At 56.5% G+C, this 16,334-nt stretch carries 13 protein-coding genes; 6 read left to right on the top strand and 7 right to left on the bottom strand.

Annotated features, from left to right (window positions below; all coding sequences use genetic code 11):
- Positions 1 to 193: 193 nt before the first annotated feature.
- Together V1280_RS43405 and V1280_RS43400 are read right to left on the bottom strand one after the other, a co-directional pair.
- The gene (locus tag V1280_RS43405) at positions 194 to 1,222 is read right to left on the bottom strand and encodes a glycosyltransferase family 2 protein (protein ID WP_334537097.1); all 1,029 of its coding nucleotides are present in this window, start codon (positions 1,220 to 1,222) and stop codon (positions 194 to 196) included.
- Positions 1,219 to 4,188 (bottom strand): HAD-IIIC family phosphatase, encoded by a 2,970-nt coding sequence (locus V1280_RS43400; protein ID WP_334537095.1) that lies wholly within the window; start codon positions 4,186 to 4,188, stop codon positions 1,219 to 1,221. Before V1280_RS43400 ends, V1280_RS43405 begins: the two co-directional genes overlap by 4 nt.
- 251 nt (positions 4,189 to 4,439) lie before the next feature.
- Between V1280_RS43400 and V1280_RS43395 the strand changes: the two genes are divergently transcribed.
- A complete protein-coding gene (locus V1280_RS43395) occupies positions 4,440 to 4,952 on the top strand; it encodes a serine acetyltransferase (protein ID WP_334537093.1) in 513 nt (170 codons plus the stop codon).
- Positions 4,949 to 6,079: a Gfo/Idh/MocA family protein gene (locus V1280_RS43390; RefSeq protein WP_334537091.1), complete on the top strand. Its 1,131-nt coding sequence runs from the start codon at positions 4,949 to 4,951 to the stop codon at positions 6,077 to 6,079. The genes V1280_RS43395 and V1280_RS43390 overlap by 4 nt, the downstream gene beginning before the upstream one ends.
- 15 nt (positions 6,080 to 6,094) lie before the next feature.
- On the opposite strand, the gene V1280_RS43385 is transcribed toward V1280_RS43390, so the two are convergent.
- Together V1280_RS43385 and V1280_RS43380 are read right to left on the bottom strand one after the other, a co-directional pair.
- The gene (locus V1280_RS43385) at positions 6,095 to 7,306 is read right to left on the bottom strand and encodes a glycosyltransferase family 4 protein (RefSeq protein ID WP_334537089.1); all 1,212 of its coding nucleotides are present in this window, start codon (positions 7,304 to 7,306) and stop codon (positions 6,095 to 6,097) included.
- Positions 7,307 to 7,325: 19 nt separating this feature from the next.
- The gene (locus tag V1280_RS43380) at positions 7,326 to 8,279 is read right to left on the bottom strand and encodes an NAD-dependent epimerase/dehydratase family protein (protein WP_334537087.1); all 954 of its coding nucleotides are present in this window, start codon (positions 8,277 to 8,279) and stop codon (positions 7,326 to 7,328) included.
- A 183-nt stretch (positions 8,280 to 8,462) separates the two neighbouring features.
- Here V1280_RS43380 and V1280_RS43375 point away from each other — a divergent pair, with 183 nt between their 5' ends.
- Genes V1280_RS43375 through V1280_RS43360 form a run of 4 tightly spaced genes read left to right on the top strand, consistent with a single transcriptional unit; the run spans position 8,463 to position 12,123 of the window.
- Positions 8,463 to 9,518 (top strand): acyltransferase family protein, encoded by a 1,056-nt coding sequence (locus V1280_RS43375; protein WP_334537085.1) that lies wholly within the window; start codon positions 8,463 to 8,465, stop codon positions 9,516 to 9,518.
- A 19-nt stretch (positions 9,519 to 9,537) separates the two neighbouring features.
- A complete protein-coding gene (locus tag V1280_RS43370; RefSeq protein ID WP_334537083.1) occupies positions 9,538 to 10,518 on the top strand; it encodes a glycosyltransferase family 2 protein in 981 nt (326 codons plus the stop codon).
- Entirely contained in the window at positions 10,511 to 11,398 is an 888-nt protein-coding gene (locus V1280_RS43365) for a polysaccharide pyruvyl transferase family protein (RefSeq protein ID WP_334537081.1), read from the top strand. Before V1280_RS43370 ends, V1280_RS43365 begins: the two co-directional genes overlap by 8 nt.
- 38 nt (positions 11,399 to 11,436) lie before the next feature.
- Positions 11,437 to 12,123, top strand: coding sequence for a glycosyltransferase family 25 protein (locus V1280_RS43360; protein WP_334537079.1), 687 nt, complete (start codon positions 11,437 to 11,439; stop codon positions 12,121 to 12,123).
- A 72-nt stretch (positions 12,124 to 12,195) separates the two neighbouring features.
- On the opposite strand, the gene V1280_RS43355 is transcribed toward V1280_RS43360, so the two are convergent.
- From V1280_RS43355 to V1280_RS43345, 3 genes are read right to left on the bottom strand one after another with little or no spacing between them, the layout of a single operon-like run.
- On the bottom strand, positions 12,196 to 13,278 hold the full coding sequence (locus tag V1280_RS43355; RefSeq protein ID WP_334537077.1) for a glycosyltransferase family 4 protein: 1,083 nt from the start codon (positions 13,276 to 13,278) through the stop codon (positions 12,196 to 12,198).
- A 37-nt stretch (positions 13,279 to 13,315) separates the two neighbouring features.
- Complete coding sequence (locus V1280_RS43350) at positions 13,316 to 14,719, bottom strand: oligosaccharide flippase family protein (RefSeq protein ID WP_334537075.1); 1,404 nt, start codon at positions 14,717 to 14,719, stop codon at positions 13,316 to 13,318.
- Positions 14,716 to 16,155: a hypothetical protein gene (locus tag V1280_RS43345; protein ID WP_334537073.1), complete on the bottom strand. Its 1,440-nt coding sequence runs from the start codon at positions 16,153 to 16,155 to the stop codon at positions 14,716 to 14,718. The genes V1280_RS43350 and V1280_RS43345 overlap by 4 nt, the downstream gene beginning before the upstream one ends.
- Positions 16,156 to 16,334 lie beyond the last annotated feature (179 nt).

The raw sequence follows: 16,334 nt of genomic DNA, 5'->3' as shown, positions 1-16,334 counted from the left end.
CCCAACCAAGGCACCAATTCGCGGCGCGATTGGCCTGGCTGGCCGAAATTAATGTTACGGCGAAGCCGAACCGCCTGGCCGGCGGAGGTTGAAGCCGCTGGATATGGCGTCGGAGGACGACCGTAGCCGCCCCTGTCTGCCAACTCGATGCTGCACTCAACATGACCGCGGCATGAGCGGAGCGCGAAATACATCAACCATTGCTCACCCGGACGTTGCCAGCCGCGCTATCGATTCCAACATTGTCCTTGATCGCCGCGCGCCGATTGCCGGGGCGGAGCACACTGTAAGTCCAAAGATCTCTGATGAAATACGGGACCGCTTCGTGGCCCCGGCCCAGCAACAAACGCTTGAGAAGCCCCACACCATGCGCGGCCAGGGCCGCCAAATCCGTCGCCATTGCATAGCTGAGCCCGTAGGTCGTGGCGAAAAAGCGCCTGCGGGATTCAAACCAGTAGGCGGGCAATCGTTTGATCTTTGCGTCCCGTTCCGTGACCTTTGTGCTCTGACCCGCAATGTGCATCACTCGGCTCGCCGGGACATACCATGTCTGAAAACCCGCCTGCGACGAACGGCGGCAAAAATCGGTTTCCTCGAAATAGAGAAAGTAATTCTCGTCAAGACCACCAATTTTCTCGATCACCTGCCACCGGACCATCATGGACGCACCAGGTACCCAATCGATTGGTTCTGCGCTCTTGCCCATCTGCTGCGCAACCACCCAGCGGCTCAAGATTCCGCTGACCATTCCGGTTTGCAATCCAGACTCGACCTCGCTCAACAGCGTCGGAAAACGAAACGCAATCGGCCAATCGCTCCCGTCCAGGTTCTCGAAGCTGCTGCCGGCAATGCCAACGGTCGCATTTTGATCGAGAAACGAAACCAGGGTATCGATTGCACCTGACCGCAACTCCGTGTCGGGGTTCAACAGATGGCAATAGCGCGGGGGCCCCATTCGCGCAGCTTCGCCGATCGCAACGTTGTTTCCATAGGCGAAGCCGCCATTCCTGGGCGCAACGACGAGCTTCACCCAGGAACCCCAATGATTGTTCGCAATTGCCTGTCCAATGACAGCGGCGTCACCGGAGACGTTATCGACAACAACGACCGATATCGCCAACTTCGACGCCGCCCGCTCGACCTCGATGGAGCGGATGCATGCGACGGCCAAATCGGCAGACTTGTAGGTTACGATGGCAACGACGACATCCAGCGCGGTCATGCAGTAGCTTTGAGGTAAGCTGGCGATGTCGCTACTACGGAATTCCCATCAAGAACGACCGCAATCTTCTCGGCCACCGCCTCTGCGAAGGGCTCTTGCAGCATCGTGTAGTGCCCGCCATCGACATCTTCAATCAGCAGATCGGTGCTCACGTGCCGCCAGCCCAATTCGTCGTCCGCATACACTTCCCGGAATGGGGTATCGCCCCCCTGCCCAGTTCGAGCCCGCACCAGCATCAGGCCCGGCAAAGACGTCGGAGGTGGGCTGTAGCTCAATTCAGCGGAATCGTAGATCTGTCGCACCGTGAGTGCCGGCATCAAACCCGGCCAAGCAAGGCCACGACGCAAAGCATGCCGAAGAAACTCGAAACGCACTTTGACGGACAACCGCCCCATCCGGTTGCTGACCTCCCACGCCGCGGCGTTGAAGGCCTTACGGCACAGCATGGCTGCCCTTGTAGCCAATCCACCGCGTTGTGCAGGACCACCAGACAGCAAGTCCGCCACGCGGCCCGCACGTTGCTTGGCGATCCGTCCGCGCCGGCGAGGCGTCCCGGGCAGTGCGGAATCCAGAAGCGCAACCAACTCTACGCGCTGATCGGCTTTTGTCAGCTGGCGGGCGATTTCAAAGGCGATGACGCCACCCGCGCACATTCCGCCGACGAAATACGGACCCGAAGGCTGCTTTTCCCGAATCAATTTAAGATAGTGGGTAGCCATATCATCGATCGATACGTGCGCCAGGGGAATGTTCTGCAACCGACGAGGCTCAATTCCATAGGCGCTAAAATTCTCGGGAAGCCGCCGCGCGATATTTTGATATAGCAGCGTCTCGCCATCGCCGTCGTGCACGAAGAAAAAGTTGCGACGTCCGCCCCCCCTCAACTCCACCAGCGACGACATCTGCGAACGATCCTGATCCACAACCGCAGCCAATCGACGTACGGTCGGGTGCTCCAAGATGAACGTCAGCGGCAGTCTCACCCCAAAGCGCTGAGACACCAGCGCGAACAAGCGTGCAGCAAGAAGCGAGGTACCCCCTGCATCAGCATAGTCGTCATCGACTCCCAGTCCCTCGATACCGAGCACGTCTTCCCAGATCGCCAACATTTGGCGCTCAGCCTCGGTTGCAGGCAGCGCGACCGCCGCCGGGAGCGCTCGACGCCGCATGTTCGACTTGCTCAGGGCGCTGAGTACGTCTTTGCCAGTGAGCAGCTCCTGAGAAAATATCGTGTATCGCTCGCTGACATTTGCCGTCGTCACCTGCGCAGCGGGCTTCTTCCCGTCGGACTCTCTGGCCTTGATGACCGCGTCGGGGTCGAACCCCGGGCGATGATGGATCTCCAACGCCACATCCGTGGGAATTCGATAAGCAGTCCTGTCGCCTTCCACGCCTTTGAAGGCTTCGGCAACACTGTCGGCAAAGGCAGAGGCAGGCTCGTTTCGCGCTGTCTTGTTGAAGGGCAGCGAGACCATTTCGATCCCGCGCGACTTGGCGATTGCAGCAACATGGCGAAGGATTGAGTGTTCGACGCCTCGACCGAGAACGCGGCAGCTCAAAAGGAACGTATCGAGGAGCAATTCGCGATCGGCCTCGATACAAATGACGAGGCCCACCAACCCATAGTCGCCGAAACGATCGCTAACTTTGACCTTGAGAACCTGCGCGGCGCTATCAGGCGAGCCATCAACGAGCGTCCTCAATTCACCTTCCGTCCGCCTGACGGTCGTGAAATTGAACTGGTTCGTACGTTGCGTGAGCTGTGCAAGGCGCGGCCAGTCCCCCTCGCCGGGTGGATCGATATCAACCTTCACCTTTAGAGAGGCAACGAAATCAACTATGTTGGTTGCATCTTTCTCCAAAGCTTTGCGGGCCGCATCCTGCTTGTAAAGGCTGGTTCGCCGCTTATCCTCATCCGTGACCGCGACCTTGTCGAAAGCCCAAAGATGATCGAGAAAAGCCTCAATCTGATCCTCGGGAGGTAGCAAAAGAGTCAAGACCTGCGGCAGCTCCGCCTTCATGAGCTCGCATTCAACCGGATTGTCATCCAAGAATACGAACGAGTCCAAACCAAGATTGAGCGATTGCGCAAGATCGGCAAGATTCTGCGGCTTGGGGTTCCAGTTGATCCGATGGGCGACGATATGCTCCGCCTTGAGCGACATGTCCCGCCGCTGCTCCAGCACATCGAGAACGTCGCGTTCCACGTTCTTGCTCGCCAGGCAGATCAGAACCCCCTGCGCCTGAAGCTTCCGGGCAAACGTCTGCAAATAAGCGAAGCTCGGAGGAATGGCGATGCCATCGACTCCGTCCTCACCAACAACGCCGCGCCACAGCGTGTTGTCGCAGTCAAGAACCAGAACCTTGCGGTCCGGGACGAGAAAGGCATGGACCTTACGCGCAATCGCCAAGGACAGGCTCGCGTAATGATCTTCCGTAAACGGGACATGGGCTAGTCGATCGCTTTCGCGGTCGAACCTGTCGTTGCCGGCAACGACGTCGATATCCCGCGGATGGAGAATGGTAATCCCCGAAAGACCGGTCGCTCGCTCGACGAGTTGTTCGGATGCCTTTTCAATCGCCCCTTTAAGCTGCTCCGGCACGTCGGGGGAGGCAGCCAGAACCGAAAACACCGCGGGCGACCTGGCTCGGGCAGCAAATGCTGTGAGGCTGGAGGCGATTTCGTCCGCGATTGACGGAATCGTCTCTAGAGCACTTGAATGATCGTCAATGTCTCGAATGAAATCTTCCAGACGCACGAGGATCACGGCCACACCCTTGTCAAGGCTGGCGAGCGTGCTTGAACTGGAAATCAGCTCCTGCAAGACCTGATGATAGGGTGAAAAACGGACATCGAGATGCAGTCCGACCTTCTCAAAAAGAAACTCCAAGCTCGGCTGAAGCGGCTCAGCCGTAAATGTGGCCGCGATGACTATTGATCTGGTCTGGTCGGTCTTTTCAGCCATCTTGATCCCAAATTGCCTGGCCCATGCAAAAAGGCTGCCGGCCTGCTCTAGAGATATCACCCGTTTTCGAACGTCTCGTAACGAACGACAGAGACCGAACGCTTAAATGACAATGTTCCTTAATATCGCCGGTAATATATCACCTCTTAAATATATCATAGTCTAAAAGCCACTGGGATTTAGAGATTTCTTTGCAGACATGATCTAATGCCTAATCGAGCATTTTAAGAGGCGCATCACACGATTTCGCAATGAATGAATTCACAGGTGATGCAGGGGTTTCCTCAACAGAGCCGGACTGGTCTCGCGAGAGGGTTACGAGCTTCTGGGAGCCGGGAAAGCAACTCCTCAAGACCATTCGCGGCTACCAGCGCTGTGCGACCCGCACCGGGCTGCCCGCGGCGCTGCGCTGCAAGCTATACGTGCTCGAACATCGTTTTTGGAGCGTTGTGACGGGCGCAGAAATCCCCATCAACTGCCGAATTGGGGGCGGCCTCGCAATCCCGCATCCAAATGGGATCGTCATCCACCCCCAGGCGCAGATCGGCGTCAATTGCCTTATCTTCCAGCAGGTCACGCTTGGAACACGACGGGGCGGAGGCTTTCCCGTGCTCGAGGGGCATGTCGATGTTGGGGCAGGGGCAAAGATTTTCGGAGAGGTCGTGATCTCCGCACACTCGGAAGTCAGGGCAAACTCGGTGGTGACTTCCTGGCCGCCACGCAGCCGCACAGCCAGACCTCTATCGGGTGAAGGTTCGACATGACCAAAGGGCGCGTTGCGATCGTAGGGACCGGGTTTGTTGCCGATCTCTACATGCGTTCCCTCGCCTCCTTTCCGGAAATCGAGGTGGTCAGCGCTTACGACATCATCCCCGCCAATCAGGCGAGGTTCTGCCGCTATTGGAACGTAAGGCCGGCGCAAGGTTTCGAGCAATTGCTTTCCGATCAGTCGGTCTCGCTGGTGTTGAACCTGACCAATCCGGCGTCGCATTTCGCTGTGAGCAAGACTTGTCTCAACGCCGGCAAGCACGTCTACTCGGAAAAGCCGCTAGCCCTCGACGTCGCCGATGCGCGCGAACTCTGCGAACTGGCAGCCAAACATTCGCTCGAACTTGCAAGCGCCCCCTGCTCGCTACTTGGAGAAGCTGCGCAGACGGCCTGGCAAGCAGTGAGAACCGGAAGAATCGGAACCCCGTATCTGGTCTATGCCGAGCTCGACGACGACCTCATCCCGCGGGCTCCCTACACCAAGTGGCATTCGGAATCTGGCGCGCCGTGGCCCTACCAGGATGAATTTGCGGTCGGGTGCACTTTGGAACACGCGGGCTACTACCTCACATGGCTGATAGCGATGTTCGGCAGCATTACGCGCGTCATTTCTGCCGCGGCGGATTTGATCCCCGAAAAGCCAATCGGCAGCGCTGCTCGCGCTGCGCCCGACTTTTCCTGCGCGACGCTCTATTTTGAATCAGGCACCGTGGCGCGGCTCACCTGCAGCATTATCGCTTCCCATGACCACCGGCTGCGCATCTTTGGCGAAGACGGAATTCTCGAGATCGCGCGGAGCTGGGACAATAATTCGCCGGTCAAGCTACGCCGACGTTACGCGTTGAGACGAAAACTGATCACAAGCCCAATCGCGACCCGCATTCGGCTCAAACAGCCCACCCATCCGAAGGTTGGGCGTTGGGGCGCGGCGTCAATGAATTTTGCTCTCGGCCCCGCGGAAGTTCTGTCCGCGATCAACGAATCGCGGCCCAGTCGGCTGTCCTCGCAATTTGCCTTGCATCTTACCGAGGCAACTCTCGCAATCCAGCAAGGCGATGGCGTGCACAAGATGAGCACTCGCTGCCCTCCGATCGAACCTATGGGCTGGGCCCAAACATCGTGAAGTTCGCCCAGCCTCTTAGGCTACTGCGACTTTCTCGAATTCTTCGGCTAGCTTCAGTGTTTCCCGCTCAAGCTCGAACTCGGCTTCAATTTTGATCCGGCCGGCTCGGGCAAAGGCGATGCGCTTCTCGTGATCGTGCATCAGCTCCAACAATGCGCGTTCGAGAGAGCTGGCATCGGTCGGAGGCACGAGCCTGCCACTGAGACCATCATCGATTAATTCGCCAACCGCGGCGACATTTGTTGCAATAGCGGGAACGCCGACGGACATTGCTTCCATCAGAGAGACCGGAAGGCCTTCAGCAAGGCTCGGAAGCACGAAGATGTCGGCGGCCGCTAGCTCGTCTCGTATTTCTGCCTCGGTGGCGCGCCCCAAGAATACGACGCGTTCGGCGATCCCGAGCAGGCGCGCCTGCTCCTGAAGCTCGAACCGCGTCGGGCCGTCACCTGCAAGCCGCAATTGAACAGCTGGATTATTTCTCGCAGCAGCACTGAAAGCCTCAAGCAAATATCTAAAGCCCTTCTCGGGAGCGAGGCGCGCAACCGAGAGGATCCTCGATACATCCGGCCCGGGATCCCGATAGGAATATGCACTGCTATTCACGCCGCAATGAACGATGGGACAACGCGCCGGCTCATAGTTATCCATGAAGAGCATGATCTGGCTGCGGCAGTAGGAGCTGATACATCGATTGAAGGCTGCACTGAGCGCCTTATTCTTGATACGTTGTCCCAGGGGATCGAAGAAGATATGCGGACCATGGAACGAGATGCTGTAAGGCAACCGGCAAAACCTCGCGGCAAGCATCGTTACTGTCCCGCTCTGATCGCCGAAGTGGTTGTGAAGCTGAATTCCGCGTTGACCGCGAAGTCGAGAAGCCGCGAGAAGCGCCTCCATAAGATAGAACAACTGGAACAACAGCCCCTTCAGCCCAGGCCTTGAGGTTCGCAGCGCCAAGAGAAACGTATCGACAAACCGTATCGGATGCAGGCCGACGATCTTGAGAATGTCGCCCACGGCGCTCATGGCGTTGGCAGGCAACAGGAACGAAACATCATCCTCCCAGTCCTTGAGAACCTGGGGCAACGTCTCGCTGTCCTTTGGATGCCAGACAGAAACCACCTTGACGGACAAGCCTTGATTTTGAAGTGCCCTGATCTCCCGAAAGATAAACGTGTCAGTGACGCGCGGGAAACGATGCAGGAGATAGACGACTGAAGCACGCATTCTATTGGCCAACGATCAATTAGACACGGCTGACGAAGGAACGATTCGCGGCGGATGCAAAACCCAACGGCGGGGTCCAGCCGAGTTCACGGCGAATTCTGTCGGCAGAGACGACGATCGGTTTGAATTGACCTTCAAACCGGATGGGATCTAGCATCGACGGAAGCCGTTTGATGTTGAGCATCCCTCTGAAGACCTTCCGCAAAGAAGTCACCAAGCTCAAACCGGTTTGGTATGAGATCGGGATCACGATCCCGGATGCGCCAGAACCAGCGACATAGGCTTGCAGATACTGTCGGCGACTGATCAAGGGTCCGTCGACGATGTTGAATGTACCCTCGCCTTCGAGAGCCGCGCTGACGACTGCATCAGCGCAATTGTCGACGTGTGTCAGCGGCACTGAAGCCTCCGGCGCAACGAGCAGATAGGCACGCGGCAACCGGCGCCCTACACCGTCTACCCAAAGGCGAGTATGGCCCCAAATGAAACCAGGACGAACGATCGTCACGATGAGCCTGGATCCATCCAAGCGTCTAACGAGTTCTTCCTGTCGCAACTTCGACTTTGCATAGTCCGTAGGGGCCGTCGCGATCTCTGCAAGCGGACATTGCTCGTCCAGAACATTGTCGACGCCGCTCCAGTCGTAAACCGCGAGGCTGCTAACATGGCAAACCCGCTTCACCTGGCTCGCGGAGATAGCTTCGCATAGCCGCGCGGTGCCCAGAACCGCCGCATCGAGCCCGTCGAGCGCGGAGGAATGCCCCGCGAGATGAATGACCGCGTTCACTCCCGCGAGAACGGATGTCAAGTCGTCCTTGGCCAGGTCACAGCGGCAAATCTCGATCGTCCCAGGCCATTTGGAGGGTGCAGGGGTCGACCGAACTACAGCGCGGACGCGGTGGTCGCTGGAGAGGAGGGTCGCAACCACACTTTGGCCGAGGAAACCGCCCGCGCCGGTCACCAAAATATTCATTTTTGTCACACGTCGCCCATGGCCTACGCCTGCGCCTGCGTCCCGGGGAACGCGATGACCGCATCATAGGGGGAATTTACATTAATACGTGCCAATATTCGTCCGGGACGGTAAATGCTCGCACAAAGGGTCTCGCAGCGTATATAGCGTTGCCATTACAGTTCTTTCCGGAATTTCCTGACGATGGCCCCGGCCTCCGAGCTCAAATATTATCCCGCCTTCGACTATTTACGCATCGTCCTCGCTCTCGCCGTGGCGGCGGGCCATGCCGGCATCCACGGGTGGGAAGAGTCGGGCAATTTCGCCGTTCAGGTGTTCTTTGCGATGAGCGGCTGGTTGATCGGCGCTATCCTGCTCAATTCCTCCCTGAAAGACCTGGCGCGGTTCTACTACAACCGTGCCGCGCGCATCTGGATACCCTACTTCCTGACGATCTTCCTGCTGATCGTCGTCAGCCTGATAAAGGAACCCATTACGCGGAAATGGGTCGAGATCTTCTTCTACGACCTCACCTTCACTTACAATTTCTTCGGCCCGCCGCAGCTTGCCGAATTCGCGGCCCAGATGCCGCTCGAGGGCACCGGCAACCATTTGTGGAGCATCTGCGCCGAGGAGCAGTTTTATCTGGCTTCCCCGCTTCTGCTCGTCCTGGGCGCGGGCATCGGCCGATCGATCTGGCTATGGGTGCCGATTGCGGCCGGCGTGCTTGCGAGTCGGTATTCGCTCTATTTCGGCGCGATCTCGCTCGGCGTACTCTGCGCGATGTCGCGGCTTTACTGGGGCGACTGGCAGAGCGGCAGGGTCGCGCGCGCGGTGGTGCTGGTGCTGGCGGTCGCAACCTTTGCGCTGACGGTCTCGGCATGGCTGCCATATGACGCCGTGGCGCCATTTGCTGCGATTTTCATCGTTCTCGCCTGCGCGCAGTATGGGGCGTCCACGCCGTTCGGACGGTGGGTCGGGGGGATCTCTTATCCGCTCTATCTCAATCACTGGATTGGAATTTTCGCGGCGAACGCGCTGCTCGGGAGGGTCGGTCTGCGCGGGACGACCATCGGCATCGTCGTGGCGATCATCTTCGCCGTCGCGATCGCGGCGTTGCTTTATGCGCTGGTGGATCGCCAGGTGATGAAACACCGTGCGCGCTATTTCACCGAGCAGCGCGGTCGGCTGCTCGCCGCACTCGGTTTCACTCTAATCGCTATCGGCTTTGTCGGCGCCTATTTCTACGGCCGATTCTGAGGGAGCACCGGGACTGGCGATGCAAACGACGGGCTATGTGGTGATCGGACGGAACGAGGGCGAGCGGCTGAAGGCCTGTATCCGCTCGCTGCCGTCAGGCGCGACGGTCGTGTATGTCGATTCCGGCTCGACCGACGGCTCGCCGGACTGGGTGCGCGAGCGCGGCCTTTCAGTTCACGAGCTCACGCAGGATGAGCCGTTCACGGCAGCCCGGGCGCGCAACGCGGGGTTCGGCCTGTTGCGCCAACTCGCCCCGGACATCCTCTTCGTGCAGTTCATCGACGGCGATTGCGAACTGGATGCCGCCTGGCCCGACGCGGCACGATTGTTTCTCGAAGCCCATCCGGAGGTTTGCGCAGTATTCGGCCGGCGCCGCGAGCGTTTTCGCGACCGTTCGGTCTACAACCGGCTGTGCGACATCGAATGGGACGTACCGCTGGGCCCTGCGCTGTCCTTCGGCGGCGACGTGATGGTGCGCGCGGAAGCCCTGGCGACCGCCGGAGGCTATCGCGGCGACCTGATTGCAGGCGAAGAGCCGGAACTCTGCGTTCGCCTGCGGGCGGCCGGCTGGCAGATCCATCGCCTGCCCGCGGCGATGAGCGTTCACGACGCGGCGATGACGCGTTTTGGCCAATGGTGGCGGCGCATGGTGCGCGGGGGGCATGCCTTCGCCGAGGGCGCCTGGACGCATGGCCGCCGGCACGGCCATTGGGTCAAGGAAACCGCCCGCGCCATAGCCTGGGGCCTGCTGCTGCCGCTGGCCTGCCTCGCCGCCTCTCTGGCGCTTTGGCCGCTCGGTCTGCTGGTCTGGCTGGTCTATTCTCTCCAGGTCCTGCGGCTGTGGCTGCGCTCGAGCCACCCCGACCGCGCAGCTCTCGCCCTGTTCAACGTGCTGGCGCGCTTCCCCGAGGCGCAAGGAGTGGTATGGTTCGCGCTGTCGCGGGTGCGGCGACGCAAGACGAAACTGATCGAATACAAGAGCCCTAAGCGAAATGCATAGCAACAATTCCAATTGCCTTGGAATATCAGATATTGAAAACGTCCTTCGATCCGTACGAGGCAAGCAAGTCGTCTTCTTGCCCAATCCCGGGAATGCTGGAGATTCCTTTATTGCCCACGCGACGTATCAACTGTTTCAAAAGATCGGCTTAGACTACGAAATGGGCGATCCTCAAAGAATTTATGCAAACAGAGTGGTAATTTTGGGCGGTGGCGGCAATTTGGTCGAACCTTACAAAGACGTTGCAAACGTCATCGACAGAAACGTCGACCGCGTTCATCAGTTGATTATTCTCCCTCATACCATCAGATCTCACATTGATGTCGTGAGCCGCCTTAAGGCGAATTGCGTGGTCTTCTGCCGGGAGATGCCCACCTACAGGTTCGTGAAAGAAGCCGCGCCCGCTGCTGACGTTCTGCTGGGGCATGACATGGCGCTTTCGTGTGATTTGCCTGCCACGCGAGAGCTTGGCTCTCGCGACGTCAGAACTACGACAAGCCCTTCTCTCTTGCTTAGGAACCTCAAGCGGGTTGTACGTAGCTCTCTTTACCACATGAAGTGGTTAGATTCCGGCAAGACTCTGAACTCTATCCGGCTAGACATGGAGAGAACGTCGATTCCGGTACCTGTGCACAATATCGATTTGTCCGCTGCGTTTGCAGCGGACGACATGTCTCCCCAATCCTCCCTTCACGCGACGTACTTCATGCTACGCTTCATTGATAGATTTAACGTGGTCAGAACAAATCGTCTTCATGTCGCTATAATGTCAGCTCTATTGCAAAAAGCTGTGCATATGTCTGATAATTCGTATGGTAAGAATTACGACGTCTTCCAGCACTCGATAGGGGATTTCCGTAATGTGAGGTGGGAAGAGTAGGTTCGCTTCATTCCGTGTTACCGAATCTCGAGCAATGCATGCTAAAAATCATAATCAACCTACCTGAGCGGAAGGATCGTCGAGTTGAGATGATTCAGCAGCTAAATCGAACTGGCTGGCAAGCGGATTTTTTTCCAGCAGTTCGACCAGACTCCACGGCAGGATTTCCGTCGATTGGAGCGCATGGCTGCTTCCTAAGTCATCTTTCTGTTCTCAAGCTGGCGAAAGACGAAGGGGCAAGCAGTGTCCTAATCATGGAAGACGATCTGAATTTTGGTCGCCAGTTTGCGGATGAATGGCGATCCGCTTACGAACAGCTTCTGTGGAACGCACCTTGGTCAATCTTTTATCCCGGACACACGGTAGAAGACGCAAAGGAAGGGCTTGCACGCGTTGATCCGGACACTGGAATTCGATGCACGCACTTTATGCTGATTAATGGGACCGCACTGAATATCATCATAGGCGAATTCGAGGCCATTTTATCTCGACCGGCGGGTGACCCGCTAGGAGGGCCGATGCACGTCGACGGCGCTTACTCGACAGTTCGCGCAAAGAATCCAGACCTTCATACGTTTTGCTACACACCAAGTCTGGGCTATCAACGCCCTTCCCGCACCGATGTGGGAGCCCAAAAGCTGTTCGACAAGGTTACACTTCTACGTCCCCTGGTGGGCCTGGCCCGACGCGCCAAAGAACGAATGCTTCCGCGTGAAAGAACCTGATAGTTCGATACCTTCGGACATGCAACGCGAGCGCTTCGCGGGGGCTGATTGGCGATAAACGTCCCCGCCTTGTCAATTTTCAGAGATTTCGCGAACTGCCTCTTCAAATAGCCGAGTTGCATCGTCCCAAGTGTACCGCAAAGCGGTTGCAAAAGCGGCGTCCGACATCAATTGCCAGCTCGCATCACTTTGCCCCAACACTTTGACGACTCGATCGGCGAGCGCTTCGACGTCCCCGACGTCAGCCAAATACCCATTAACGCCGTCCTCAATTATATCTATTGGGCCACCTACGCGCGTCGAGACTACGGGGCAGCGGCAAGCCATTGCTTCCAGCGGAGGCAGATGAAAGCCTTCGCTCTTGCTCGCGCAAAGCCAAACATCGCAGCGGGCGTAAAGTAACCTGATGTCGTTTTGTTTAGGCTGATGATGAAATTCAACCCATTCGGGAAGAGGGTAAAAGCTCGAAACTGAGTGCGCTCCAAATGCTACGGCCCTCAGTTCGGGCACTCGCTTCTTCACCTCGTGAAGCGAGTCCAGCAACGCCTGAGGGTCCTTAAAGTCAACGGTTGAGTAGAGGAAGCCAAGCGTCGGAATGGACTGACGCACTCGAGCAGGCGCAAAGAATTGATCTGTATTCACACTGTTGAAAATCAAATGCGAAGAATGGTCATCATATACGCGCTCCATCGTCTCCTTCAGCCATCGGGATATGACGATCTTGCGTAGCGGTAGCCGGTAGGTCGCCCGGCAGCGTTCCAGGGGCAAATATGGAAATACCTCGTGGTGCTGAATGAAATATGCCTTTGCTCCCTTCACAGGACTAAGCTTCGACACCCACTCCGCAGTCTCCCACCAGGTAGCAATCACAACATCAGCATCCGGAACATCCTCATCCGAGATCGGGCGAGCGTCCGCAAGAACGCTCACTTCGACGCCGAGATCTTCAAAATATGGCTGGGAGGCATCGGGACCTGAAAGCCATCCACGCCCTTTCAGGAAGGACTTGAGCTTCTGCGAGAGACTTGGCTTCCACTGAGGGCCAGACACAACTCTAACGTGGTGTCCAAGCCTCTTCAGACGCTCCGCATAAATTGCAACGACTCGATTTCCCCCAGCCAAGCCCAGGTTGGGAATGAGGAAAGTTATGCGCATCAAAACAGCATCCGTTGGAAGGTCATGACTTTTGAAATCAAAATCTCACAAGAAGAACGATTCGATTTATCAGTTCGCCGAATAACATGCCAAGGGGCAACATGGGAAGAATTAGCAACTCCTTTCTCAGCTTGAGCAAGCGCAACGGCACAGCATAATACAAGATCAATGGCAGGCTAGAGAAATAGGATAGCACGACACCCCAAATGGCACCCTCCACCTCCCAGAACCTAAAGCCGATTGGAAGTGCAATGAAGAGCGCAACAACACGAACAACGTTAAGATAAAAGAATGTATGGGCCAAGCCGAGCGCCAAGAACGTTTGCGTTACAACACGAAACGGAAAGCTCAATATTGCGGCGGCCAAAATTTCAAGCATCCAACCTGCCTGCAGGTAGCGACTATCGTAGAGAGTAGACACAATAGTCGCCCCGGAAAGCATGAGCAGTCCCGAGATAAAGTACGACATAGCAGCGACGATCGAATGAAACTTATAGTACGCGCTGCCCAGCTCTTCTCTTCGTTCACGCGCGACCTCACTCAGAGCGGGGTAGGTCACATCAACAATTAGCTTATTGAGCAGTTGATCGATCGAGCTGAAGAACAGAAAGGCGATTGAATAGCTCCCCAAGACTGCTGGATTGACTAGCCCGCCCAGTAATATTCGATCTCCACTGCTTGCAGCAAAAAACAGTACAGATGAAAAAAACAACCACTTTCCGAATCGAAAAAGTTCTCGATACGCTGATTGATCCCAGTGAAGTCGATTTGACACGCCGGGCAACCAGACATGGGTTAGAATGGTTCTGGAAGCCACTGAGGCCAGCGTTCCGACGACGAGCGCCCAGACCTCCCTGCGAGCCAGAGCCCAGGAAAGCATGACCAAGAATCCGATCAATTGAGAAACGATCTCAATTCGCGTGACCTTCGCCAACAGCAGATCGCGACTAGCTTGAATTGACTTCGTGGATTCAAAGCCCGAAATGACCATAGAAAGCGACAATACGCTTATCAAATACGGCAAAAGGGGATCGGCATAGACGCTGCCCTTCGGCAACACCTCAAGCCAAGAACAAAGGCCCAGCAAGAAACTCGCTACGCACGCACACACGCACAGGACGATTCCACGCAATATCTGGACTGACCACGCGGTGTTCAGGAACGCAGGCTCACCACCTCGTTTATTCTGCACAACACCTTGCTTGATCCCAAGATCCGAAAACAGCGCGAGGCCGATGAGCACCATCATCGCCATCGCCATGAGTCCAAACATCTCCGGAAGCAAGAGTCGGGTCATCAGCAGATTGCTGCCAAAACGGAACGTATAACTGAAGCTAAAGCCAGCAAAGCTCCAGACTCCAGCGTTCAATGCCCGCTGCCTCAGACTGCGTAAGTCTTGCGATGTTTGAGGTGACGACAGAATCGGTGGATGCATCTTCATGCGTCGTGCATCAGACTACGACCGGCTATTTCTTTCGGCCGCAGGACTCCACCGATAGATTTCGGATGAGAGCGACTGGCGCTTTCGACTTGAGCATTGATGGATCTTCCTAGCAATGCTCCGGCAAGCAACCAGTTCCATGCCGCGATTGAGGCATTCGGCAGTTGCTCGACGATTGAAATCGCGACCACAAGGGAGAGACAGCACAAGAACACCGCATCGCGCTCAGCACGGATCGCCTTGTTACCGCGCAATGCAACAAAGACCGGGAAGGCAAGCAGTCCAAACTGAGCAATAAAGCCGAAAAAGCCAAATTGGCCGAACGTAACAATCCATTGACCATCAGTAATGCTTATGTCGCTTCCACTTTCGTCATACATCCTGTTGCGGCCATATCGTCCCCATCCAAACCAAAAACGCTCTGAAGCATGCGCAAGCAACTCCTGCTCCTGGTCAAAGCGCACCCTCAGAGAACCAGCCCTATCGTCGTTCACGGACGAGACTACCTCCAATATCTTGTTTGTTGGAAAAAGATCATTCATTCGCAAAAGAGGATAAGCGAGCGACAGACAAGCAAGAAACACAGCGACCCTCTTCTGAAGAGAAGGCGAGAAAAAACGAACCACCGCTCCGATGGCAATGGCGTACATCAAGGCGCCCGCCGACTTGCAAAGAACAAGTACAATACTGAGATACGCACTAAAGCCCGATGCGGGATAGCCGGCTATTTTGCTCCCCGTCCGCCAGAATGCCAGTGCTGCAAGAACGGCTGTCGATAAGAAGAAGGCCGCAGCGAGCCCGTTGATCATGAACACGACAGGCCGGAAACCACCATAACGCATTTCGACGGGAAAGCTCGACGAGAAAGTTCCGTAAATAGACTGCGAAAGTTGTGGACTCATTCGTATTTCGAAAAGCATTGGCAGCGAGTATATCGCTCCAGCAACGACCAACACTCGCAGTACCGTGCGAACGTCAGCCTCGTGAACAATGAAGCGGCGTCCCACAAAAAACGGGACGAGCAAAATGGCCTGGCTAAGCATCGCCGAAACGCCATCATAGTAACCCACCGCCGGTATTACTCGCTCCCCGGCCAGAATAGCATCACCATTCAGAACCGACGTAATTATTGGCGACACGACATAGATGATGGCCAGGACCGCCACGAGCCCTCCACCTTTCGCAGTTCGCGACGGGCGCGGTGCGAATAAGATAGAGCCGATCAGGATCGAAACACTCGCGACTGAATTCTTGTCGATAGCGGGTATCAACGGGAACTTGATGGCGACATGCGAAGGCAGAAACAGCAGTGCGCCGAGCACCGTCCAAGCCGTAGCCTCAGCGAATGGCCTCATCTGATACAATATCAGAGCGACGAGCGGCCATCCGAGGATAGCAAAATAGGCCATCCAATTCGCACTAAGCTCGTCCGTCATTGATCTGTTTCCAACAATTTACCGGCACTTTGGCTAATCGGACCGCAAACCGAAATGCAGGTATACAATATAGAAGCCCTGGCCGAGGCGCTATAGTGCAAGGTCGATCAAATGACAAACCGAGGGGGAAGCAGGCTTCCCCCTCGGTTACGAAATCATAGCTTCCTATGAGCTCAGGC

It is taken from the genome of Bradyrhizobium sp. AZCC 2230 (assembly GCF_036924495.1).
GTDB lineage: Bacteria > Pseudomonadota > Alphaproteobacteria > Rhizobiales > Xanthobacteraceae > Bradyrhizobium > Bradyrhizobium rifense.
Note: the sequence above shows the minus strand (reverse complement) of the source record. Positions and strands in the feature narration are given on the sequence as shown.